At 71.2% G+C, this 19452-nt stretch carries 21 protein-coding genes; 6 read left to right on the top strand and 15 right to left on the bottom strand.

The features are described from left to right. Positions 1-3 precede the first annotated feature (3 nt). The 15 genes from AB0L21_RS28115 to AB0L21_RS28045 form a co-directional block, all read right to left on the bottom strand. The gene (locus AB0L21_RS28115) at positions 4-897 is read right to left on the bottom strand and encodes a 2-hydroxy-3-oxopropionate reductase (protein ID WP_365707081.1); all 894 of its coding nucleotides are present in this window, start codon (positions 895-897) and stop codon (positions 4-6) included. A 46-nt stretch (positions 898-943) separates the two neighbouring features. Next, entirely contained in the window at positions 944-1774 is an 831-nt protein-coding gene (locus AB0L21_RS28110; RefSeq protein ID WP_365787180.1) for a TIM barrel protein, read from the bottom strand. A gap of 149 nt (positions 1775-1923) precedes the next feature. Then, entirely contained in the window at positions 1924-2673 is a 750-nt protein-coding gene (locus AB0L21_RS28105) for a hypothetical protein (protein WP_365787178.1), read from the bottom strand. A 34-nt stretch (positions 2674-2707) separates the two neighbouring features. Further along, the gene (locus AB0L21_RS28100; protein ID WP_365787176.1) at positions 2708-3196 is read right to left on the bottom strand and encodes a hypothetical protein; all 489 of its coding nucleotides are present in this window, start codon (positions 3194-3196) and stop codon (positions 2708-2710) included. Then, on the bottom strand, positions 3193-4467 hold the full coding sequence (locus AB0L21_RS28095; protein WP_365787175.1) for an MlaD family protein: 1275 nt from the start codon (positions 4465-4467) through the stop codon (positions 3193-3195). Before AB0L21_RS28095 ends, AB0L21_RS28100 begins: the two co-directional genes overlap by 4 nt. Further along, positions 4464-5765 (bottom strand): MCE family protein, encoded by a 1302-nt coding sequence (locus AB0L21_RS28090; protein WP_365787173.1) that lies wholly within the window; start codon positions 5763-5765, stop codon positions 4464-4466. Before AB0L21_RS28090 ends, AB0L21_RS28095 begins: the two co-directional genes overlap by 4 nt. Beyond that, positions 5762-6871: an MCE family protein gene (locus AB0L21_RS28085; RefSeq protein WP_365787171.1), complete on the bottom strand. Its 1110-nt coding sequence runs from the start codon at positions 6869-6871 to the stop codon at positions 5762-5764. The genes AB0L21_RS28090 and AB0L21_RS28085 overlap by 4 nt, the downstream gene beginning before the upstream one ends. Next, positions 6868-8025, bottom strand: a complete 1158-nt coding sequence (locus tag AB0L21_RS28080; RefSeq protein ID WP_365787168.1) for an MCE family protein — start codon at positions 8023-8025, stop codon at positions 6868-6870. Before AB0L21_RS28080 ends, AB0L21_RS28085 begins: the two co-directional genes overlap by 4 nt. Then, positions 8022-9062, bottom strand: a complete 1041-nt coding sequence (locus tag AB0L21_RS28075; protein WP_365707107.1) for an MCE family protein — start codon at positions 9060-9062, stop codon at positions 8022-8024. The genes AB0L21_RS28080 and AB0L21_RS28075 overlap by 4 nt, the downstream gene beginning before the upstream one ends. Then, positions 9059-10306: an MCE family protein gene (locus tag AB0L21_RS28070; protein WP_365787167.1), complete on the bottom strand. Its 1248-nt coding sequence runs from the start codon at positions 10304-10306 to the stop codon at positions 9059-9061. Before AB0L21_RS28070 ends, AB0L21_RS28075 begins: the two co-directional genes overlap by 4 nt. An 11-nt stretch (positions 10307-10317) precedes the next feature. Next, positions 10318-11133, bottom strand: a complete 816-nt coding sequence (locus AB0L21_RS28065) for an ABC transporter permease (RefSeq protein ID WP_365707111.1) — start codon at positions 11131-11133, stop codon at positions 10318-10320. 3 nt (positions 11134-11136) lie between these two features. Beyond that, positions 11137-11907: an ABC transporter permease gene (locus AB0L21_RS28060; protein WP_365707113.1), complete on the bottom strand. Its 771-nt coding sequence runs from the start codon at positions 11905-11907 to the stop codon at positions 11137-11139. Continuing rightward, complete coding sequence (locus AB0L21_RS28055; RefSeq protein WP_365707115.1) at positions 11904-12833, bottom strand: ABC transporter ATP-binding protein; 930 nt, start codon at positions 12831-12833, stop codon at positions 11904-11906. Before AB0L21_RS28055 ends, AB0L21_RS28060 begins: the two co-directional genes overlap by 4 nt. Positions 12834-12941: 108 nt before the next feature. Further along, on the bottom strand, positions 12942-13928 hold the full coding sequence (locus AB0L21_RS28050) for a sigma-70 family RNA polymerase sigma factor (RefSeq protein ID WP_365787165.1): 987 nt from the start codon (positions 13926-13928) through the stop codon (positions 12942-12944). A gap of 168 nt (positions 13929-14096) precedes the next feature. Beyond that, positions 14097-14618 carry a lytic transglycosylase domain-containing protein gene (locus tag AB0L21_RS28045; protein WP_365787221.1) on the bottom strand — a complete coding sequence of 174 codons (522 nt, stop codon included), beginning with the start codon at positions 14616-14618 and terminating at the stop codon, positions 14097-14099. 726 nt (positions 14619-15344) lie between these two features. On the opposite strand from AB0L21_RS28045, the gene AB0L21_RS28040 reads away from it, so the two are divergent. The 6 genes from AB0L21_RS28040 (at position 15345) to AB0L21_RS28015 (ending at position 19428) form a co-directional block, all read left to right on the top strand. Next, positions 15345-15593, top strand: coding sequence for a hypothetical protein (locus AB0L21_RS28040; RefSeq protein ID WP_365787163.1), 249 nt, complete (start codon positions 15345-15347; stop codon positions 15591-15593). Continuing rightward, complete coding sequence (locus tag AB0L21_RS28035) at positions 15590-15958, top strand: helix-turn-helix domain-containing protein (RefSeq protein WP_365787161.1); 369 nt, start codon at positions 15590-15592, stop codon at positions 15956-15958. Before AB0L21_RS28040 ends, AB0L21_RS28035 begins: the two co-directional genes overlap by 4 nt. 125 nt (positions 15959-16083) lie before the next feature. Next, positions 16084-16596, top strand: coding sequence for a 2-oxo-4-hydroxy-4-carboxy-5-ureidoimidazoline decarboxylase (uraD, locus tag AB0L21_RS28030; RefSeq protein ID WP_365787159.1), 513 nt, complete (start codon positions 16084-16086; stop codon positions 16594-16596). A 4-nt stretch (positions 16597-16600) separates the two neighbouring features. Further along, entirely contained in the window at positions 16601-16999 is a 399-nt protein-coding gene (gene uraH, locus AB0L21_RS28025) for a hydroxyisourate hydrolase (RefSeq protein WP_365707124.1), read from the top strand. Between the two features lie 4 nt (positions 17000-17003). Beyond that, positions 17004-17951: a factor-independent urate hydroxylase gene (pucL, locus tag AB0L21_RS28020; protein WP_365707126.1), complete on the top strand. Its 948-nt coding sequence runs from the start codon at positions 17004-17006 to the stop codon at positions 17949-17951. Between the two features lie 64 nt (positions 17952-18015). Beyond that, positions 18016-19428 (top strand): nucleobase:cation symporter-2 family protein, encoded by a 1413-nt coding sequence (locus tag AB0L21_RS28015; protein ID WP_365787157.1) that lies wholly within the window; start codon positions 18016-18018, stop codon positions 19426-19428. The last annotated feature ends 24 nt before the right edge of the window (positions 19429-19452 follow it).

Raw genomic sequence — 19452 nt, 5'->3', positions numbered from 1 at the left:
CTGTCAGACCTGGGCGCCGGACAGGCGCTCCACGGCCCGCAGCAGGGCCGAGTGGTCCAGGCCGCCGTCGCCCTGGGCACGCAGCGACGCGACCAGCTGGGCGACCACGGCGCCGACCGGCAGGGCCGCGCCGACGGTGCGGGCGGCGTCGGTGACGATGCCCATGTCCTTGTGGTGCAGGTCGATACGGAAGCCCGGCTTGAAGTCGCGGTTCAGGAAGTTGTCCTTCTTGCGCGTCAGCACGGTCGAGCCGGCGAGGCCGCCGCCCAGCACCTCCAGCGCGGCCTTCAGGTCCACGCCCGACTTCTCCAGGAAGACCACGGCCTCCGCGCACGCCTGGATGTTGACGGCGACGATCAGCTGGTTGGCCGCCTTCACGGTCTGGCCGGAGCCGTGCGGACCGCAGAGCACGATGGTCCTGCCGAGCGCCTCGAAGATCGGCTTGGCCTGGTCGAAGTCGGCCTGCTCACCGCCGACCATGATCGACAGTACGGCCTCGACGGCGCCGGCCTCACCGCCGGAGACGGGCGCGTCCAGAACGCGGACGCCCTTCTCCTCGGCGTTCTTCGCGAGGTCGACGGAGGTCCGCGGGGTGATCGAGGACATGTCGATCAGCAGGGCGCCCTGCCTGACGTTCTCGAGGATGCCGTCCGGGCCGTAGGCGATGGCTTCGACCTGCGGGGAGGCGGGCACCATCGTGATCACCACGTCGGCGTCCCGTACGGCCTCGGCGATCGAGGCGGCGGCCGTACCGCCGGCGGCGGCCAGCCGGTCCAGCTTCTCCCGCTCCAGGGTGTAGCCGGTGACGTCGTAACCCGCCTTGATCAGGTTCTCGGACATGGGGGAGCCCATGATGCCGAGGCCGATCCAGGCGATCTTGGGAAGTGCGTTGCTCATGAGGGTGCCTCTCTCAACTGCTGGGCAAAGTCAGGGGTCGGCGCCTTCAGCGCGCTTCGCGCGGGAGCCAGTCGAAGGCCTCCGCGCTCGGGCGGTCGCCCGGCTTGTACTCCAGGCCCACCCAGCCGTCGTAACCGGCCTTCTTCAGCTGGTCGAGCAGCTCCTCCAGCGGCAGCGAACCCGTCCCCGGGGCGCCGCGGCCGGGGTTGTCGGCGATCTGGACGTGACCGGTCTTCGCCGCGTACGTCTCGATCACCGACGGCAGGTCCTCGCCGTTCCTGGCCAGGTGGTACAGGTCCATCAGGAACTTCGCGTTCCCGAGCCCCGTCGCCTCGTTGACCTTGTCCACGACTGCGACCGCGGCCGGCGCGCTCACCAGCGGGTACAGCGGCGACTCCGGCTCGTTCAGTGCCTCGACGAGAAGAAGCGCGCCGATCCGGTCGGCCGCCCGGGCCGCGAGGACCAGGTTTTCCAGGGCGAGCGCGTCCTGCTCGGCCGGATCCACGCCCTCGACGCGGTTGCCGTACAGCGCGTTGAGCGCCCCGCAGCCGAGAGAGGCCGCGAAACCGGCCGCGACGTCGATGTTGGCGCGGAACTTCTCCGACTCCTCGCCGGGGACCGACAGGGCGCCACGGTCCGGGCCCGGCAGCCGGCCGGCGTAGAAGTTCAGGCCCGTGAGCCGGACGCCCGCCTCCTCGACGGCCTTCTTCAGGGCGTCCAGCTCGGACTGGGCGGGGGTGGGGGAGTCGATCCAGGGCCACCACAGCTCGACCGCGGAGAAGCCCGCCGCGGCGGCGGCCGCGGGACGCTCCAGGAGCGGGAGTTCCGTGAAGAGGATCGACAGGTTGACGTTGAAGCGCTGGTCTGCGAATCCCACGGGGGCGGCGCTCCCTTCCCTGTAATTCCATAATGCGGAAGTAACTTTCTGCGTAATGGAAGATTGCCTGGAGGGAGGGAGGACTGTCAAGAGAGCCCACGAAAAAGTGCCCCCGCGCGTACCGCGCGAGGGCACTGACACAGGCCTGGTCAGAGGGCGTCTACGCCGCTCACCTTCCAGCCGTCGGACGTCCGGGTGAGCGTCATCCGCACCCGGTTCAGGTCCAGACGGGGCCCCGAGACCTGGGTGCTCTCGGTGACCTGGTTGACGAAGAGCAGCACGACGGCCCTGTCCGGGGTGGCCGACACGACGGAGACAGCCGGGGCGCCGCCGTCGGGAGGTGCGGCCACGGTCGCCTTCACCACCCCGTGGTACTTCGTCGCGGTCGGCGCGACCACCGTCTTCGTGGTCTTGCCGTACTCGTCACGGAAGCGCCCGGTCAGCAGGGCCCTGGCCCGGGTGAAGTCCCGGTCCAGGTGCCGGTAGTCGTACGACAGCACGACCGGCGCCGCCTTCCGCGCGGCGGCGAGCGCCTCACCGCGGGCCTGCTCCGTCTGCCGCCCCTCCTGGTACCGCCACCCGAGCACGGCGGCCACGACCAGGGCCGCCACGAGAACGACCCCCAGCACCGCGGTGAGCACCCTCCGCCCGACCCGGCGCGGGGGTGCACTCTCCACCAGGTCGTCCTCGAACGGCCCGGGCTCCGGCGGGTCCTCCCAGCCGGCCGCCGGGGGGTCGATGAGCAGGGTGCGCCCGGCGGCGATCCCCTCCTCCTGGCGGGCACCGCGCTCGGGCTGCGCGGGCCGCCCGGCGCGCTTCGCCGCCGCGCGGGCGGCCGCGGTCAGGGTGCGGCGGGAAGGGGAACCGCTGCCGCGGGTGCGGGACGTAGCGTTCGCCACGGTGTCTCTCCTCACTGATGGCCTCACCGGCGGGTCAGCCCACGAACGCGACGTCGGAGGTCAGCCAGCGGCCGTCCACGCGCACGAGATCGAGCTGGAGCCGGTAGGTACGCGCCTGGCCCTCGGGCGCGGCGGTGTTGGTCACCTTGCTGTCGGCCACGACCAGGACCCGGGCCGAACGCTCGTCGGACCGCACGATGCCCGCGTCCAGGACCTGCCCCTCGGACACCGACCTGTTCCGCGCGACGAGCTTCGTCAGCTGCCGGGTCTGCGCGGCGAACTGCTTCTTGAAGTCGCCGGTGGCGCCCTTGAGCACGTTGCCGCTGTCCCGGTCGTAGTGCCGGTAGTCGAGCGAGGTGAAGTTCAGCGCCGACTGGCGGGCCGCCGCCAGGACGTCCTGACGGCGCTGCTCCGCCTCCCGCTGGCCGGCCAGCTTCAGGCCCAGCCACACGGACAGCACGGTCGTCAGGACGGTCGCGGCGACGAGACCCCCCGACAGCAGTCTCCTGCGCCCCCCTGTCATGCCATCGGTCCCACGAGCAGCCATTGCCACGACTCCTTTCCGAACACGCTCTGTTCGCCGCCCGTCGAGCCGATCTCGACGGGCGTTCCGTCCGGGCCGGTCGCGGTGCCGGTCTCCGGGTCGTACGGGGCCACGAACGCGGCCCGGCCGGCGCCGGCCGGACCGGTCGTGGCGCCGGGGGCGTTCTGCGCGCCGCGCACCGAGGTCTTGCCGCCGCGCGGTGCCGTGCAGCGCGCCTGCGTGTTCGCCGGGCGGGTGCCGGTGTCGGCGGGGTCACGCCGCTGGGTGCCGTAGCCCTGGGTGCACGCGGGCGGGTCGTCGGCGTTCACGGTGAGCCCGAAGTGGGTGGTGCCGTCGCCGGGGATGACCGTGTAGCTGCCCGCGACGTTGAGCGGGAGCGTGACCAGGGCCTGCTCGACGCCGGGCAGCCGGGCCACGGTGACCTGGCCGCCGCTGATGAGGTTGGCCAGCAGCACCGGCACATGCGGTCGCGTGGACTTCAGCAGGGAGTCGACCTCCCGCGTGGCGGGCACGGTGGTGCCGATCAGCCGGCGCAGGTCCCCGTCGCTCGACTTCAGCTGCTCGGTGAGCTGGGCCAGATCGCGGGAGAACGACTTGATGGCCGACCCCTGGTCGGCCTGCGTCCTGAGGACCCTCCGCGAGTCCTCGATCAGCGAGACCGTCTGGGGCAGCGACTCGGACGCCGATTCCACCAGCGCGTCGCCGGAGTCCACCAGACGGCTCAGATGGGGCCCCGTGCCGGAGAACGCCTTGCCCAGCTCGTCCACGGTGGTCCGCAGGTCGTCCTTGCCGACCGAGGTGACGAGCCGGTCCAGGCTGAGGACCAGGTCGGTGACCGGCAGCGGGGTCCGGGTGCGGCTGCGGGGGATCGGGCTGCCGTCCATGAGGTACGGCCCGCCCGGCCCCCGCGGCTGGAGGTCGACGTACTGTTCGCCCACCGCCGAACGGTTGGCGACCACCGCGAGCGTGTCGGCCGGGATCCTCGGGGCGCCGTCCTCGATCCTGAGCGCCACCGAGATCCCCGACCCGGTCGGTTTCAGATCGCCCACGCGGCCCACCGGCACACCGCGGTAGGTGACCTCGGCGCCGGGGAAGACGCCTCCGGACTCGGCGAAGTCGGCGCGCACGGTGTACCCGCGGGAGAGGACGTCGTCCACCAGGCCCGTGTACCGGGCGCCGACGTACGACACCCCGAGGGCGGTGACGGCCGCGAAGGCGAGCAACTGGGCCTTGACCGTACGTGTGATCACGGCAGTATCCCCTTCAGCATCAGCTCGGCGAGGCCGAGGTCGACCCCGGCCGGGAGGCGGCGCGAGCCGTCCGCCGTGCCGTAGGCGGCGGTGCACACCGGGGGGCACAGCAGGGTGCTGCCGTCGGAGGGCGTCGAGGGCACGGGGGGCACGGACGGGGTGTCCGGCGGGGACGGCCTGTCCGGGAGGGACGGGACGGACGGCAGGGACGGCAGGGACGGGAGGGGGGTGGGCGTGGGGACGCCGGGAAGATCCGGGGCCTTGGGTGCCGGGGACTTCCCGCCCTTGCCCGGTGTGTCGGTGACGTTCCCGTAGAGGTCTGCCAGGTCCAGGTCGGCGGTGATCCTGAGGTTGACGTAGTCGCCCTTGATCGCGTCCGTGGCGTTGCGCGGGAACGGGTAAGTGGTGAGGATCTCCAGTGAGTTCGGCAGGTCGTCGCCCGCCTTGTTCAGCTCCCGCAGGATGGGCTGGAGCTTTTTGAGGTTGGCGACGGTGTCGTCCCGGGAGGCGTTCACGACCCTGGTGCCGGTCTTGCCGAGCCTGGACAGGGCGGTGAGCATCTTCGTCAGGTTCCGGCGCTGATCGGCGAGGGCCTTCAGGGCGGGCGGCATCGTGTCGACGGCCAGGGCGATCGACTTCTTCTCCTTCCCCAGCCGCGCGGCCAGCCGGTCGACGCCCTCGAGCGCGCGCACGATCTCCGCCCGCTGGTCGTCGAGGCCGCCGAGGAAGGTGTCGAGCTGCTTCAGCAGCGACCTGACCCGGTCCTCGCGACCGTCCAGGGCCTTGTTCAGCTCGACGGTGATCGTCTTCAACTGGGCCACCCCGCCGCCGTTGAGCAGCGCGGACAGCGCCGACAGCACCTCCTCGACCTCCGGGTTGCGGCCACTGCGGGACAGCGGGATGCGGTCGCCGTCCCGGAGCCGTCCCACGGGCGCGGTGCCGGCCGGGGCGGACAGGGCCACGTACTTCTCACCGAGCATGCTGGTCTGCCTGAGGCCCGCGATCGCGTTGCCGGGCAGCTTCACCGAGTCGGCGATCCTGAGCCGCACGCGCGCGTGCCAGCCGTCCAGTTCCACCTTCTCGACCGCGCCCACGGTGACGTTGTCGACCTTGACCGCGGACTGCGGCACCAAATCCAGTACGTCCCTGAACTCGACCGTCACGTGGTAGGCGTGGCCGTCCGAGGCGGCCCCGCCGGGGAGCGGGATGTCGTACCAGCCGTTGAACTCGCAGCCGGTCAGCAGCAGCGAGCCGACCGCCGTCCAGGCGGCCACCCGCCCCTTGTGCCGCACGCTCATGCCCGTGCCCCCAGGATTCCGCCGAGGGTCTTGTCGACCGTGCCCGTCGTCGCCGGGACCGCCGGCACCTCGGGCAGGGAGGCGAAGAGCTTCTTCAGCCCGGCACAGTCGTCGTGGTCCTCCCCGGTCGTCTTCAGGACCGAGCACAGCAGCGACGCCGGATCCTGCGCCGGCTGCGCGTTGTCGCGGGTGTCGAGGGTGCCGGCCGCGGGGTTGTAGGCGTTCTGCAGGTTCGACAGGCCCGTGGGGGCGACGTCCAGCAGTTCCGACAGCGCTGCCCGTTGGCTGACGAGCACCTTGGTGACCTTGCTCAGGCCCTTCACGTCCCCGGTCAGCGCCTTCTTGTTGCCCTTCACGAAGCCGGACACGTCACCGAGCGCTGCTGCCAGGTACTTCAGCGCGGCAGCCAGATCCTTGCGCTCCCCGGCGAGTTGCCCGGCCACGTCGGCGAGGTCCGTGTTGAACGACCGCACGCTCCGGTCGTCCGCCGCCAGTGCCGCCGTGAACACCTGAAGGTTCCGCACGGTCCCGAACAGGTCGCCGCGCCCGTCCGACAGCGTGGTGACCGCCTGGGAGAGGTCCTCTACCGTCTGGTGGAGGTTATCGCCCTGCCCCTGGAGGTTGTCCGCGCTCACCCCGAGCAGCCGGGAGAGCGCGCCCTTGTCGTTGGCGCCGTTCGGGCCCAGTGCCTCGGCGGTGGTGTGCAGGCTGTCGAAGATCCGGTCCAGTTCGACGGGGACGGCCGTGCGGGACTCGGGGATGACGTCACCGTCCCGCAGCACCGCGCCCTTGCGGTACACCGGCAGCAGCTGGACGTAACGGTCGCTGACCACCGACGAGTTGACGATGGCGGCCTGCGCGTCGGCGGGGACCTTGCGGCCCCGGTCGTACTCCAGTTCCACCCGGACCCGGCCGCCCTCCGGTTCGATCTTCGTGACCTCACCGATGCGGACGCCGAGGACGCGGACGTCGGAGCCGGGGTAGACGCCGACGGTGCGCGGGAAGTAGGCGGTGACGCGGACCGGGTCGGGGCTCGGCCACAGGACCACGGCGAGCGCCACGACGACGCCGAGCGCGGTGAACAGGGCCAGGAGTCTGCGGGTCATCGGGTGCCTCCCGTCCGTGGCGTGACCGGGGCGGCGACCATGTTCTGGACGTAGGAGTCGAACCAGCGGCCGTTGCCGAGGGTGTTGGTGAAGAGCCGCACGTACGGCGCGAGCGACTGGACGCTGCGGTCGAGGCTCTTCTGGTTGCGTTCGAGCATCGTCACGAAGGTGTGGAGGTTCCTCAGGGCGGGCCCGATCTCCTTGCTGTTGTCGTCGACCAGGCCGGACAGCTCGATGCCCAGCAGCGCGGAGCTGGTGAGCAGCTTGTGGATCGCCGCGCGCCGTTTGGCGATCTCCTTGAACAGCTCGTCGCCGTCCTTCACCAGCGCGGAGAAGTCCTTCGTGTGGTCCGCCAGCACCTTCGTGACTCCGTTCGCGTGGTCGAGGAGGCCGCGCAGCGCCTTGTCGCGGGCGGCGACGGTCCGGGAGATCCTCGACAGTCCCTTGATCGAGGCCCGCACCTCTGCGGGCGAGTCCTGGAACGTGACGGAGATCGTGTCCAGAGCCTTCGCCAGGCGGTCCGTGTCGACCTCCTCGGTGGTGGTCGTCAGGTCGCTGAAGGCCTGGACGACGTCGTACGCCGACACGGTCCGCCGGAGCGGGATCTCGCTGCCCGGCCTGAGCTGCCCCGGCCCCTTCGGGTGCAGGGCCAGGTACTTGGCCCCGAGGATCGTCTTGACCCGGATCGACGCGCCCGTGCCGGTGCCGAACGCCGGGTCGCCCTTCACCTTGAAGGTGACCTTGACATGGTCGCCGTCCAGGCCGACGTCCTCCACCTTGCCGACCTTGACCCCGGCGATCCGCACCTCGTCGCCCGGCTTGAGGCCGCCCGCCTCGGAGAAGGCCGCGCTGTACGTCTCGCCGCCGCCGATCAGCGGCAGGCTGTCGGCGTTGAAGGCGGCGACCGTGAGCAGCGCGAGGACGGTGAGGCCGACGGCACCGATCACGACCGGGCGTCGCTCGCGGAAGGGCTTGAGCCGTGGGCGCTTCAGCCGGATCCGGGGCAGCCTCGGCGGCAGGACCCGTACCTTCACGAGGGGTTCGGGCCGGCTCTTGCGCTTCGGCAGCCGGGGGAGTCGCGGCAGCTTCGGCGGCTGGACGCGCACCTTCACCAGGGGCTCAGGCCGAGGCTGCCGTGGGACACGCAGTCTCATCCGCCACACCTCGCCCGTGCCACGTGCAGCTCCGGAGTGATCACTTGCTTCGTCTTCGGCAGCACGATCCGTCCGTCGAAGTCGCAGAGGTAGAAGTTGAACCAGGAACCGTAGGACGCCGTCCCGGTCAGCTTGTCGAGCTTGTTCGGCAGCCGTTGCAGGACGCCCTCCACCGTGTTCTCGTTGTCGTTCAGCGTTCCGGTGAGCTCGCCGAGCCCGGCGATGTCGTCCTTCAGCGGTGGACGCGCGTCCTTCAGCAGCCCCGCCGTCACCTCCGTGAGATCGCCGATGCTCACCAGGGACTTCCCGATGGGCTTGCGGTCGGCGGACAGCCCGGAGATCACCCGGCGCAGCTGCGTGAGCAGATCGGAGAAACGGGAACCGCGCTTGTCGAGCGTCCGCAGGACGGTGTTGAGGTTGTCGATCACCGAGCCGATCAGCCGGTCGCGGTCGGCGAGGGTCGTGGTGAGCGAGGCGGTGTGCGCGAGCAGGCTGTTCACCGTGCCGCCCTCCCCCTGGAGGGTCTGGACGATCTCGGTGGCGAGCTGGTTGACGTCGCTCGGGCTGAGCGCGGCGAACAGCGGCTTGAAGCCGTTCAGCAGGGCGTTGAGGTCCAGCGCCGGCTGGGTCCGGGCCAGGGGAATGGTGCCCCCGGGCCGCAGCCGCCGGGAGCCGTCGCCGGTGCCCTCGGTCAGTGCGATGTACCGCTGCCCGACCAGGTTGCGGTAGCGGACGACCGCGTGGGTGCCCGCGAGCAGCGGCCGGTTCGCGCTCACGGTGAACGTGACCTCGGCCAGGGTCCGGTTCTTGATCCGGATGTCCTCGACCTCCCCGACCCGCACGCCGGCCACCCGGATGTCGTCCCCGGTCTCCAGCCCGGTGACGTCGCTGAACACCGCGTGGTAGCTGTCCTTCGGGGTGAAGGAGACGTTGACGATGGTGGCGGCGAGCAGGGCCGTCGCCGCCGTCGTGACCAGCGCGAACAGGCTGAACTTGATCAGCGGGGCGGCGGTCTGCCCAGCTCCTGCCCTGCTCATGCGACGCTCACCGCCGTTCCGCGCGCGAGCGGCCCGAACAGCAGGGTCGCTACGGGCGGCACCTCGTCCGCGGGGACGCCCATGACGGGGGCCACGAGCGAGCCGACGGCCCGTTGCTCGGCCTCGGTGGCGGACACCTTGACACCTCCGGGGAGTGCGCCGCCCGGACTCCGGGCGGACGTACCGTCGTTGAGATGGGGTTTCGGCCCGGGCACCTGCGGATGCGGCAGCCCACGGCAGTTCGGCCCCGACCGCTCGCCGTAGACCGGTTCCTCACCGGGCCGGTACGCCGCTTGCGGCCGTACGACCTCCAGGGTGATCCGCATCTCGCCGCCCCGGAACGCGTCCTCCGACGCCTTCTCCTGCCGGACCAGGCCCTGGAACAGGCACGGGTACTCGGGGGAGTAGCGGGCGAACAGCTCCAGCGTGGGGCGGGAGACCCGGCCGAGGGTGATCAGCCGGTCGCCGTTGTCGGACAGGAAGCCGTCCGCGGTGCCCGCCACGGCGGCGGTCGAGCGGAGCCCCGCCGCCAGCTGGTCCTGCTTCTCCACGATCGTCCGGCTGGTGGTGACCGTGTTGCGCAGGATCCGCATCAGGTCGGGCGCGGCGTCGCCGTACACCTCGGCGACGTCGGCGAAGCGCGTGATGTCCTCCTTGATCGACGGCAGGTGCGGGTTGAGGCGGCGCAGATAGCCCTCCACCCGGGTCAGGTTGTCGCCGATCCGGTCGCCGCGGCCCTCCAGCGCGGTGGCGAACGCCGACAGTGTGGCGTTCAGTTCGCCCGGCCTGACCGTGCGCAGCAGCGGCAGCAGGTCGTTCATCAGCTGCTGCACCTCGATGCCGGTCTTCGTACGGTCCTGGGTGATGACGTCCCCGGCGCGGATGGGCCGGGCGGAGGAGTGAGCGGGCGCCACCAGGTCGACGTACTTCTCGCCGAACAGCGTCTTGGGCAGCAGGCGCGCGTGCACGTCGGAGGGGATGTACCTGACGTGCTGGGGGTTGAGCGCGATGTCGAGGGTCGCCTTCCTGCCGTCCGCGTGCACCTCGCGCACCTCGCCGACCAGCAGCCCGCGCAGCTTGACGTCGGCCCGGGGATCGAGCTGGTTGCCGAGGGTGTCGGCCTCCAGGGTGATCCGCACGACGGGCGTGAACGCCTGCTGGTAGACGGCCACCGCGAGCGACAGCAGCAGCGCGAGCACGGCGAGGAACGCGATGCCGTACAGCCTGAGCCTCCATCGGTGCATGCGCACTGCTCTCACCCCGCGATCCGTACGGTCGTGTTGGCGCCCCAGATCGCGAGGCTCAGGAAGAAGTCCAGGACGTTGACGGCGACGATCGACGTCCGCACCGCCCGGCCCACCGCGACGCCGACGCCCGCCGGACCGCCGCTCGCGTAGTAGCCGTAGTAGCAGTGCACCAGGATGATCAGCACGGCGAAGACGATCACCTTGCCGAAGGACCACAGCACGTCCACCGGCGGCAGGTACTGGTGGAAGTAGTGGTCGTACGTGCCCGTCGACTGCCCGTAGTAGCCGGTGGTGATGGTGCGGGCGGCCAGGTAGGAGGACAGCAGCCCGATCACGTACAGCGGGATCACCGCGACGAAGCCGGCGATCATCCGGGTCGTCACCAGGAACGGCAGCGACGGCACGCCCATCACCTCCAGCGCGTCGGTCTCCTCGCTGATCCGCATCGCGCCGAGCTGCGCGGTGAACCCGGCGCCGACCGTCGCGGACAGGGCGAGACCGGCCACCAGCGGGGCGATCTCCCGGGTGTTGAAGTACGCCGAAAGGAACGCCACGAAGTTCGAGGTGCCGAGCTGGTTCAGGGCCGCGTAGCCCTGGAGGCCGACCTCGGTGCCGGTGAAGAACGACAGGAAGGCGATCACGCCGACCGTGCCACCGACGACGGCGAGCGCGCCCCGGCCGAAGCTCACCTCGGCGAGCAGCCGCAGGATCTCCTTCTTGTAGCGGCGCAGGGTGCGGCCGGTCCACGCGAGCGAGCGGCCGTAGAAGGACAGTTGGGTGCCCAGCTCTTCGAGTGAGCGCATGGGGCGGTCGAGAAGTCTCATCGGCTAACCCCTCTGCGGGACGACCTGGAAGTACACCGCGGTCATCACGAAGTTGGTCACGAACAGCAACATGAAGGTGATCACCACGGACTGGTTGACGGCGTCGCCCACGCCCTTCGGCCCGCCTTGCGCGGTGAGCCCCTTGTAGGAGGCGACGATCGCGGCGATCGCCCCGAACACGAGCGCCTTGATCTCGGCCGCCCACAGGTCGGACAGCTGGGCGAGAGTGGTGAAGGACGCCAGGTAGGCGCCGGGGGTGCCGTTCTGCAGGATGACGTTGAAGAAGTAGCCGCCCGCCACGCCGACCACCGACACCAGCCCGTTGAGCAGCACGGCCACGACCATCGACGCCAGTACGCGCGGTACGACGAGCCGGTGGATCGGGTCGATGCCGAGCACCTGCATCGCGTCGATCTCGTCCCGGATCTTGCGCGCCCCGAGATCCGCGCAGATCGCCGTGCCCCCCGCGCCCGCGATCAGCAGGGCGGTGACGATCGGCGAGGCCTCGCGCAGCACGGCGAGCACGGACGCGGCACCGGAGAAGGACTGCGCGCCCAGCTGCCGGGTCAGGCTGCCGATCTGCAGCGCGATGACCGCCCCGAACGGGATGGAGACCAACGCCGTCGGCAGGATCGTGACGCTCGCCACGAACCACGCCTGCTGGATGAACTCCCGTGCCTGGAAGGGCCGTCGGGGCAGGGTGCGCAGGACGTCCAGCGCCATCGCGAACAGGTTGCCCGTGTGCCTGAGCGCACCCGTCGGGGAGAGCCTCATCCGCCCGTCACCCCCGTACCGTGCAGCTCGGCCTCCCGTCGCGCGATCGCCTCCCAGCGGGGCGAGCGCGGAATGCCGGGGCTCGGCAGCAGGCGGGGAGTCAGTTCCCGTGTCACGCCGCCCTCGTCCATCTGGGCCAGCTCCTGCTCGACCTGGGCCGCGTCCTTCTCCTCCGCCATGCCGATCGGCCCCTGCACCCGGCCGTTCAGGAACTGCCGTACGACGGGCTCCTCACTGGTCAGCAGCTGCTCGCGCGGCCCGAACATCACCAGCTCGCGCCGGAACAGCAGCCCGATGTTGTCGGGCACCTGGCGGGCCGAGGCGATGTCGTGGGTGACGATCAGGAAGGTCGCGTCGATCTGTGCGTTGAGGTCGACGATGAGCTGGTTGAGATAGGCCACGCGCACCGGGTCGAGGCCCGAGTCCGGCTCGTCGAACAGGATGATCTGCGGATCGAGGACCAGAGCGCGGGCGAGCCCGGCCCGCTTGCGCATACCGCCGGAGATCTCGCCGGGCAGCTTCCCCTCCGCGCCGATCAGCCCGACCATGTCCATCTTCTCCAGGACGATCCGTCTGATCTCGCTCTCGGACTTGCGGGTGTGCTCGCGCAGCGGAAAGGCGATGTTGTCGTACAGGTTCATCGAGCCGAACAGCGCGCCGTCCTGGAACAGCACCCCGAACAGCTTCCGCACCTCGTACAGGTCGTGCTCGCGCAGCCGCGTGATGTCCCGGCCCGCGACCTCGACCGAGCCGCGCTCCGGCTTCAGCAGCCCGACGAGCGTCTTGAGGAACACCGACTTGCCCGTCCCCGAGGGGCCGAGCAGCACCGAGACCTCCCCGGCGGGCAGCGTCAGCGAGACGTCCTGCCAGATGACCTGCCGGCCGAAGGACTTGGTCAGCCCTTCCACACAGATCTCGACACCCATCCGGTTCCATCCTTCGCCCGTGGAGCAGCTCCGACATCTGCTCTACGGGGAGGGGCGGGGCGTCCGTCGCGACGGCCACGAGTTTTTTTCGGATGTGTCAACGGCGTGCTACGGCAGCTTCAGGGGAGGCAGGCTCGGGGTGGCTGCGGGCAGGGAGACCGACGGGAGAGACGGCGCGGACGGGAGTGCCGGAGCGGACGGGAGGGACGGTGCCGGCGGAAGGCTGGGTGCCGAAGGAAGGCCCGGTGCCGACGGGAGGGACGGCACGGTCGGTAGCGCCGGTACGGACGGTACGGACGGCACGGACGGCACCGCGGACTTCACCGGCAGCTCGGGAAGCGCGGGGAGGACGGGCTCGCCGGTGGGCGGGCGAGTCGCCGCCCGACTCGGCTCCGCCACCGACGGCCTGTGCGTCTTCGGTGGCAACGCCCGCCCGGTGCTGTCGCTCCGGAACACCTGTGCCCCGCTGGACACCGCCGGCTGCCGGGCCGGAGCGGCCGGGCCGCCGCCGTCGAGCGCGTACGGCAGCACGAACCCCGCCACCGCCAGGGTCGCCGCCGTAGAGGTGACCGCCACGGCCTGCACCTTCCCGCCACCGCGCGGTCGCCCGCGCCCGACCAGGAACAGGACGAGTCCGAGCGTCCCGGCCAGGGAGGCGCGCAGCGTCCGCCGGGCCCGGGCGAGCAGTGACTCGACGGTCCGGTAGCTGAGCCCCATCCGCACGGCGACCTGGCTCACGTCCAGGTCCTCGGACTTCAGCCGCAGCGCCTCCGCCTGCCGGGCCGGCAGTTCCCCGCTGCGCACGGCGAGCCACTTCGCCTCGGCCCGGTCGCACACCGCCTCCTCGACGGGCACCGGGCCCGGCGCGACGAGCGTGGGGCGGCTGCCGACCTCGGCCTCGCGCCTGACCTGCCGGTACCGGTCGACGCACAGGCGCATCGTCACCGTCGTCAGCCACGCGCCGAGCCGCTCGTCGTCGAGGTCCCGGCGCTCGGCGGCCCGCAGCATCGCCTCGTGCACGGCGTCCTCGGCGTCCTCCTGGCTCATCGAGCGGCGCCGGGCCACCCTGAGCAACTGCTCACGGTGGCTCCACATACGCTGCCAACGCTCCTCGGCCGCTGTGTCCGCAGGCATGTCCGTCGCCATGAGAGCCCCTTCGCACTCACCCGCCGGTCCTGTGCTCCCGGCGGGTGGCGACATTACCGCCCAGTATCCGCGGTTGTGGAGGGGGAGGCCCTGATCGTGTTCCAGCCGTTGCCGGGTCTAGCCGTCGCTGGTCAGCGGCCCCGCGTCGGGCAGCACGCCACCGCCGGGCAGGGTGAGGGTCGGTTCGGGGACGGGGACCAGCGGCGTCTGCGACTCCAGCGGGGCGTCGGGCTCGTGGGACGGGGTGGGGGAGGGCGAGGCGGGTGGCGCCGAGGGCGTGCGCGACGGGCCCGGGCCCGGCTTCCGGTCCTGCGACGGCTTCGGGGAGGGCTTCGCGGCCGGCGGACGGGACGGCGGCCCCGGCCGCTGTGCCCGGGACCCCTCGGAGGCGTCCGGCACCACCCGGTGTCCGGTCAGGTAGTACGCGTACCAGGCCCTGACCGTGCGCAGATAGGCCGCCGAGTGGTTGTAGCCGAGGATCGCCCGGTCCAGCTCGGCCGGGTTCGACAGGTCACGGCCGCCCGCGCACAGGTAGCGGCCGGCGGCGAGCGCCGCGTCATAGACGTTGTTCGGGTCGGCACGCCCGTCACCATTGCCGTCCGCACCCCAGTGGGCCCAGGTCGACGGAATGAACTGCATCGGGCCGACCGCGCGGTCGTACACCGTGTCCCCGTCGTACGCGCCGCCGTCGGTGTCCGGTACGACGGCGAAGGCGCCGCCGGTCAGCCGGGGGCCGAGGACGGGTGTCACGGTCGTACCGTCCGGGGTCACCCGGCCGCCCCGGGCCTGTCCGGACTCCACCTGGCCGATCGCGGCCAGCAGTTGCCAGCGCAGCCCGCAGCCGGGCGTCGTCCGTGCCAGCTCCTCCTCGGCGCGCCGGTACGCGGCGAACACGCCGGCGGGCAGTGCGCCACCCTTCACCGCCTGTGCCGGGGCCCCGTCACGCGTCCGCAGCGGGGGCATGCCGGTGCGGAACGGGGTGTCGCCGGACACGCTGGGGCCGTGTTCACCGGTTGGCGCCTTCCGCGCGGGCTGCGAGGCCTGCGCCGATACCGCCCCCGGCGCCTGTGACGCGGTCAGCACGGCCATCGCCGTCGCCGCGATCGCCGTTCCCCTGGCACCTCTGAACACGCCTCTCCCGAATGTGGGCACCTCGCGCTCCCCTCCCTGTGTGGTCCGACGTCCTCTGCTCTACGCGGGCGGGCGGCCCGTCCGTCGCACCAAGACCGGGGAAAGCCGGATCTGCGTGGGAGGCCGGGTGGGCACGGGCGTCCGTTAAGGTCTCCCCAAGCGGCCTGGGCGGTCGGACCCGCCGCCGCGGACCTGGCGGAACGCGCGGGCCGGAGCAGATGCCATGGGGGCACAGTGCGACTGAGAGTGGAGTTCACGACCGAGCCCTTCGACCTGGACGAGGCGCCCGCGCACGCGCTGGCGGCCCGCGAGGTGATCGAGGCGGCTCAGCTGGACGCGGTGGACGTCGGCCCGTTCGGCAACACGGCGGAGGGCGGCGCCGACGCGGTGCTGTCCGCCGTGGACGCGCTGCTGCGCAAGAGCCTGGAAGCCGGTGCCACCCGGATCTCGCTGCAGGTCAACGTGATCGGAGAGGGCGCATGACCGGCAACGGGGACGAGCCCTTCATCACGGCGGTGAAACCGCTGGTCGACGCCATGGGCGGGGAGATGCTCCCGCCGGACGAGGCCGGCGCCGAGGACGTCGTCCTCGCCTGGCAGGGCGTCGACGTCGTCGCCGTACGCCTGCCCCAGCTGGCCGACTCCCTCGACCACATCCTCGCCGCCATGGAGCGCCGGGCGGGCCGGCCGCTGGCCGACCTGGACCGCAAGGCGAAACAGGAGGTCGTACGCGTGCTGGAGGCGCGCGGCGCGTTCGCCGTGCGGCACGGCGTGGAGACCGTGGCGAGCGCGCTCGGCGTCAGCCGCTTCACGGTCTACAACTACCTCAACCGGGAGAAGGGGGCCTGAAGCCGGGCGCGGAAACCTCCGCGTCACCCCGAATTTTCAACAAAGTGTTGACGTCGTGTTTCGGAGGGCGTTAGCTGTTCGCAGCCCGTTCAGCACGAAGGCCGCATCCGGCCACGGAGGCTCCCGTGACGTCGACTTCCACGCCCCCGGGCCTGGCCCGGTTCAACGATCTGGAGGAGCGCGCGGCCCTCGCCGCCCTCCGCGAGGCGTGCGCCTCCACCGAGTGGGCCCGGCGACTGCTCGCCGCCCGCCCCTACGCCACCCCCGAGGACCTCTACGCCGCCAGCGACGCCGCCATGGCCGAGCTGACCGGCGCGGACCTCGAGGAGGCGATGGCCGGGCACCCGCCGATCGGGCGCCCCAAGCCCGGCGACCCGGCCTCCGCCCGCGAGCAGCGCGGCATGGCCGGCGCCTCCGACGAGCTCAAGGCGGAGATGCTCGAACTGAACCTGGCCTACCAGGAGAAGTTCGGCCATGTCTTCCTCATCTGCGCCACCGGCCGGACCGGCGAGCAGATGCGGGACGCGGTCAAGGAGCGGATCGGGAACGCGCCGGAGCAGGAGCGGGAGATCGTCCGCACCGAGCTGGGCAAGATCAACCGCATCCGACTGGCCCGACTCGTCGAAGAGGACGCCTGACACCATGAGCACCAGCACCACCGCCTCCGTGTCCACGCACATCCTGGACACCTCGATCGGCCGCCCCGCCGAGGGCGTCGCCGTCCACCTCTGTGCCCGCAGTGGCCGGGAGGCGGACTGGACGGCGCTCGGCGGCTCCGCGACCGACGGGGACGGGCGGTGCAAGGACCTGCCGGCGCTGCCGGAGGGGACCACTCACGTACGGCTCGACTTCGAGGTGGAGCCGTACTTCGCGAAGAAGCAAGCCGATGCGCAGCAGGACGCCCCCGCGAATCGGGACAGCGGTGCGTCGCCCGTGTTCTTCCCGGAGGTGGCGATCACCTTCGCCGTGAACCCCGGGGAGCACTACCACGTACCGCTGCTGCTCAACCCGTTCGGCTACTCCGTTTACCGAGGGAGCTAGCTAAATGACCGTCAATTCCCGCCCTGCCCGCCCGGTGATGCTGGGGCAGAACCAGTACGGCAAGGCCGAGAACCGAGTCGTCAAGATCACGCGGGACGGCGCCACCCATCACATCAAGGACCTCAACGTCTCCGTCGCGCTGAGCGGCGACATGGACGACGTCCACTACTCCGGCTCCAACGCCAACGTCCTGCCGACCGACACCACCAAGAACACGGTGTTCGCGTTCGCCAAGGAGTACGGCATCGAGTCCGCCGAGCAGTTCGGCATCCACCTCGCCCGGCACTTCGTCACCAGCCAGGAGCCGATCCACCAGGCGCGCATCCGCATCGAGGAGTACGCCTGGGAGCGCATCGAGACCTCCGACGCCAACTCCAGGTTCATCGGCGCCGACGAGGTCAAGCACTCCTTCGTCCGCAAGGGCCAGGAGACCCGCCTCACCCAGATCACCTACGACGGCGAGCGGTGGGAGGTCATATCCGGGCTGAAGGACCTGGTCGTGATGAATTCCACCAACTCCGAGTTCTGGGGCTACGTCAAGGACAAGTACACCACCCTCCAGGAGGCGTACGACCGCATCCTGGCCACCCAGGTCTCCGGCCGCTGGCGGTTCAACTGGACCGACGACGAGCAGAAGATGCCCCACTGGGAGAAGTCCTACGAGCAGACGAAGAAGCACATGCTCCAGGCCTTCGCCGAGACGTACTCCCTCTCCCTCCAGCAGACGCTGTACCAGATGGGCGCACGCATCATCAACAACCGCGGCGAGATCGACGAGGTCCGCTTCTCGCTGCCGAACAAGCACCACTTCCTGGTGGACCTGGAGCCGTTCGGACTGAAGAACGACAACGAGGTCTACTTCGCCGCCGACCGCCCCTACGGCCTCATCGAGGCCACCATCCTGCGGGACGGCTGTGAGGCCCGTATCCCGGTCGACATGACCAACCTCTGACGCGGGACGCGCGCCCCCGGCCCCGCCACCCGGGCCGGGGGCCCGCCACACCGGAGGGAACGAAATGGCACAGCCTGCGAAGGGGCCCGCCACAGCCCCCTGTTCCACCCCGCCGGAGCACACCGAGGACGCCGTCACGTCCGTGCACCCGGTGGACGAGAAGCTCCACCTCTCGCGGCTCGTCCCCGCCGCGCTCCAGCACATCGCCGCCATGTACGCGGGCGTGGTCACTCCTCCGCTCATCATCGGCCAGGCCTGCGGGCTCGACATCGCGGCCCGCACCCGGCTCATCGCCGCGAGCCTGCTCATCGCGGGTGTCGCGACCATCCTGCAGACCATCGGCGTCAAGGGCCTCGTCGGCAACCGGCTGCCCTTCGTCAACGCCGCCTCCTCCGCCGGCATCGCCCCGATCCTCGCGATCGCCGAGACCAACGGAAAAGGCCACCAACTCCCCGCCGTCTACGGCGCGGTGATGGTCGCCGGCGCCTTCTGCCTGGCCCTCGGCCCGTTCTTCGGCCGACTGCTCCGCTACTTCCCGCCCCTGGTCACCGGCGTCGTCATCACCCTGATCGGCGTCACGCTGATGCCCGTACCGGTCGGCTGGGCGCAGGGCGGCGACAAGACCGCCGCCGACTTCGGTGCCATGCGGCACCTCGCGCTCGCCGGGTTCACCCTCGCCGTCATCCTGCTGATCCAGCGCTTCGGCAAGGGCTTCGTCCAGCAGATCGCGCTGCTGTCCGGGCTGCTCGTCGGCACCCTCGCCGCGATCCCGTTCGGCATGGCCGACTTCAGCGGCCTGAAGTCCGCGCCGGTCGCCGCGCTGCCCACCCCGTTCGCCTTCGGCGCCCCCGAGTTCCAGCCCGCGGCCATCCTCTCCCTGTGCATCGTGGTGCTGGTGCTGATGACCGAGTCCAGCGCCGGCATGCTCGCCCTCGGCGAGATCTGCGACCGCCGTGCCGACGCGCGGACCATCACCCGCGGCCTGCGCACCGACGGCATCGCCACCCTGCTCGGCCCCGTCTTCGGCGGCTTCCCCACCTCGGCCTTCGCGCAGAACGTCGGCGTCGTCTCCCTCACGCGGGTGCGCAGCCGGTACGTCGTCGCCGTCGCCGGCGGCACCCTGCTGGTCCTCGGCGCCTTCCCAGTCCTCGGCGCGGTCGTCTCCCTGGTCCCCATGCCGGTCCTCGGCGGCGCCGGCATCGTCCTCTTCGGCTCGATCGCCGTCAGCGGGATCCGTACGCTGTCCGAGGCGGGCCTGGACGACAGCTCCAACATCATCCTGGTGGCCGTGGCCCTCGGCGCCGGCATCATCCCGCTGGCCGCGCCGGCCTTCTACGCCGGCTTCCCGGCCTGGGCGCAGACCGTGCTCGGCTCCGGCATCAGCGCGGGCGCACTCGTCGCGGTCCTGCTCAACCTGTTCTTCCACCACCTCGGCACCCGGAGCGGGCAACCGGCTCCGGCACTCAAATCCTCCTAGGGTCCTGCCGTGCCCTTCCCGTGG

The sequence above is a fragment of the Streptomyces sp. NPDC052721 genome, assembly GCF_040678315.1.
Taxonomy (GTDB): domain Bacteria; phylum Actinomycetota; class Actinomycetes; order Streptomycetales; family Streptomycetaceae; genus Streptomyces.
This window is presented reverse-complemented; position numbering and strand designations above follow the sequence as displayed.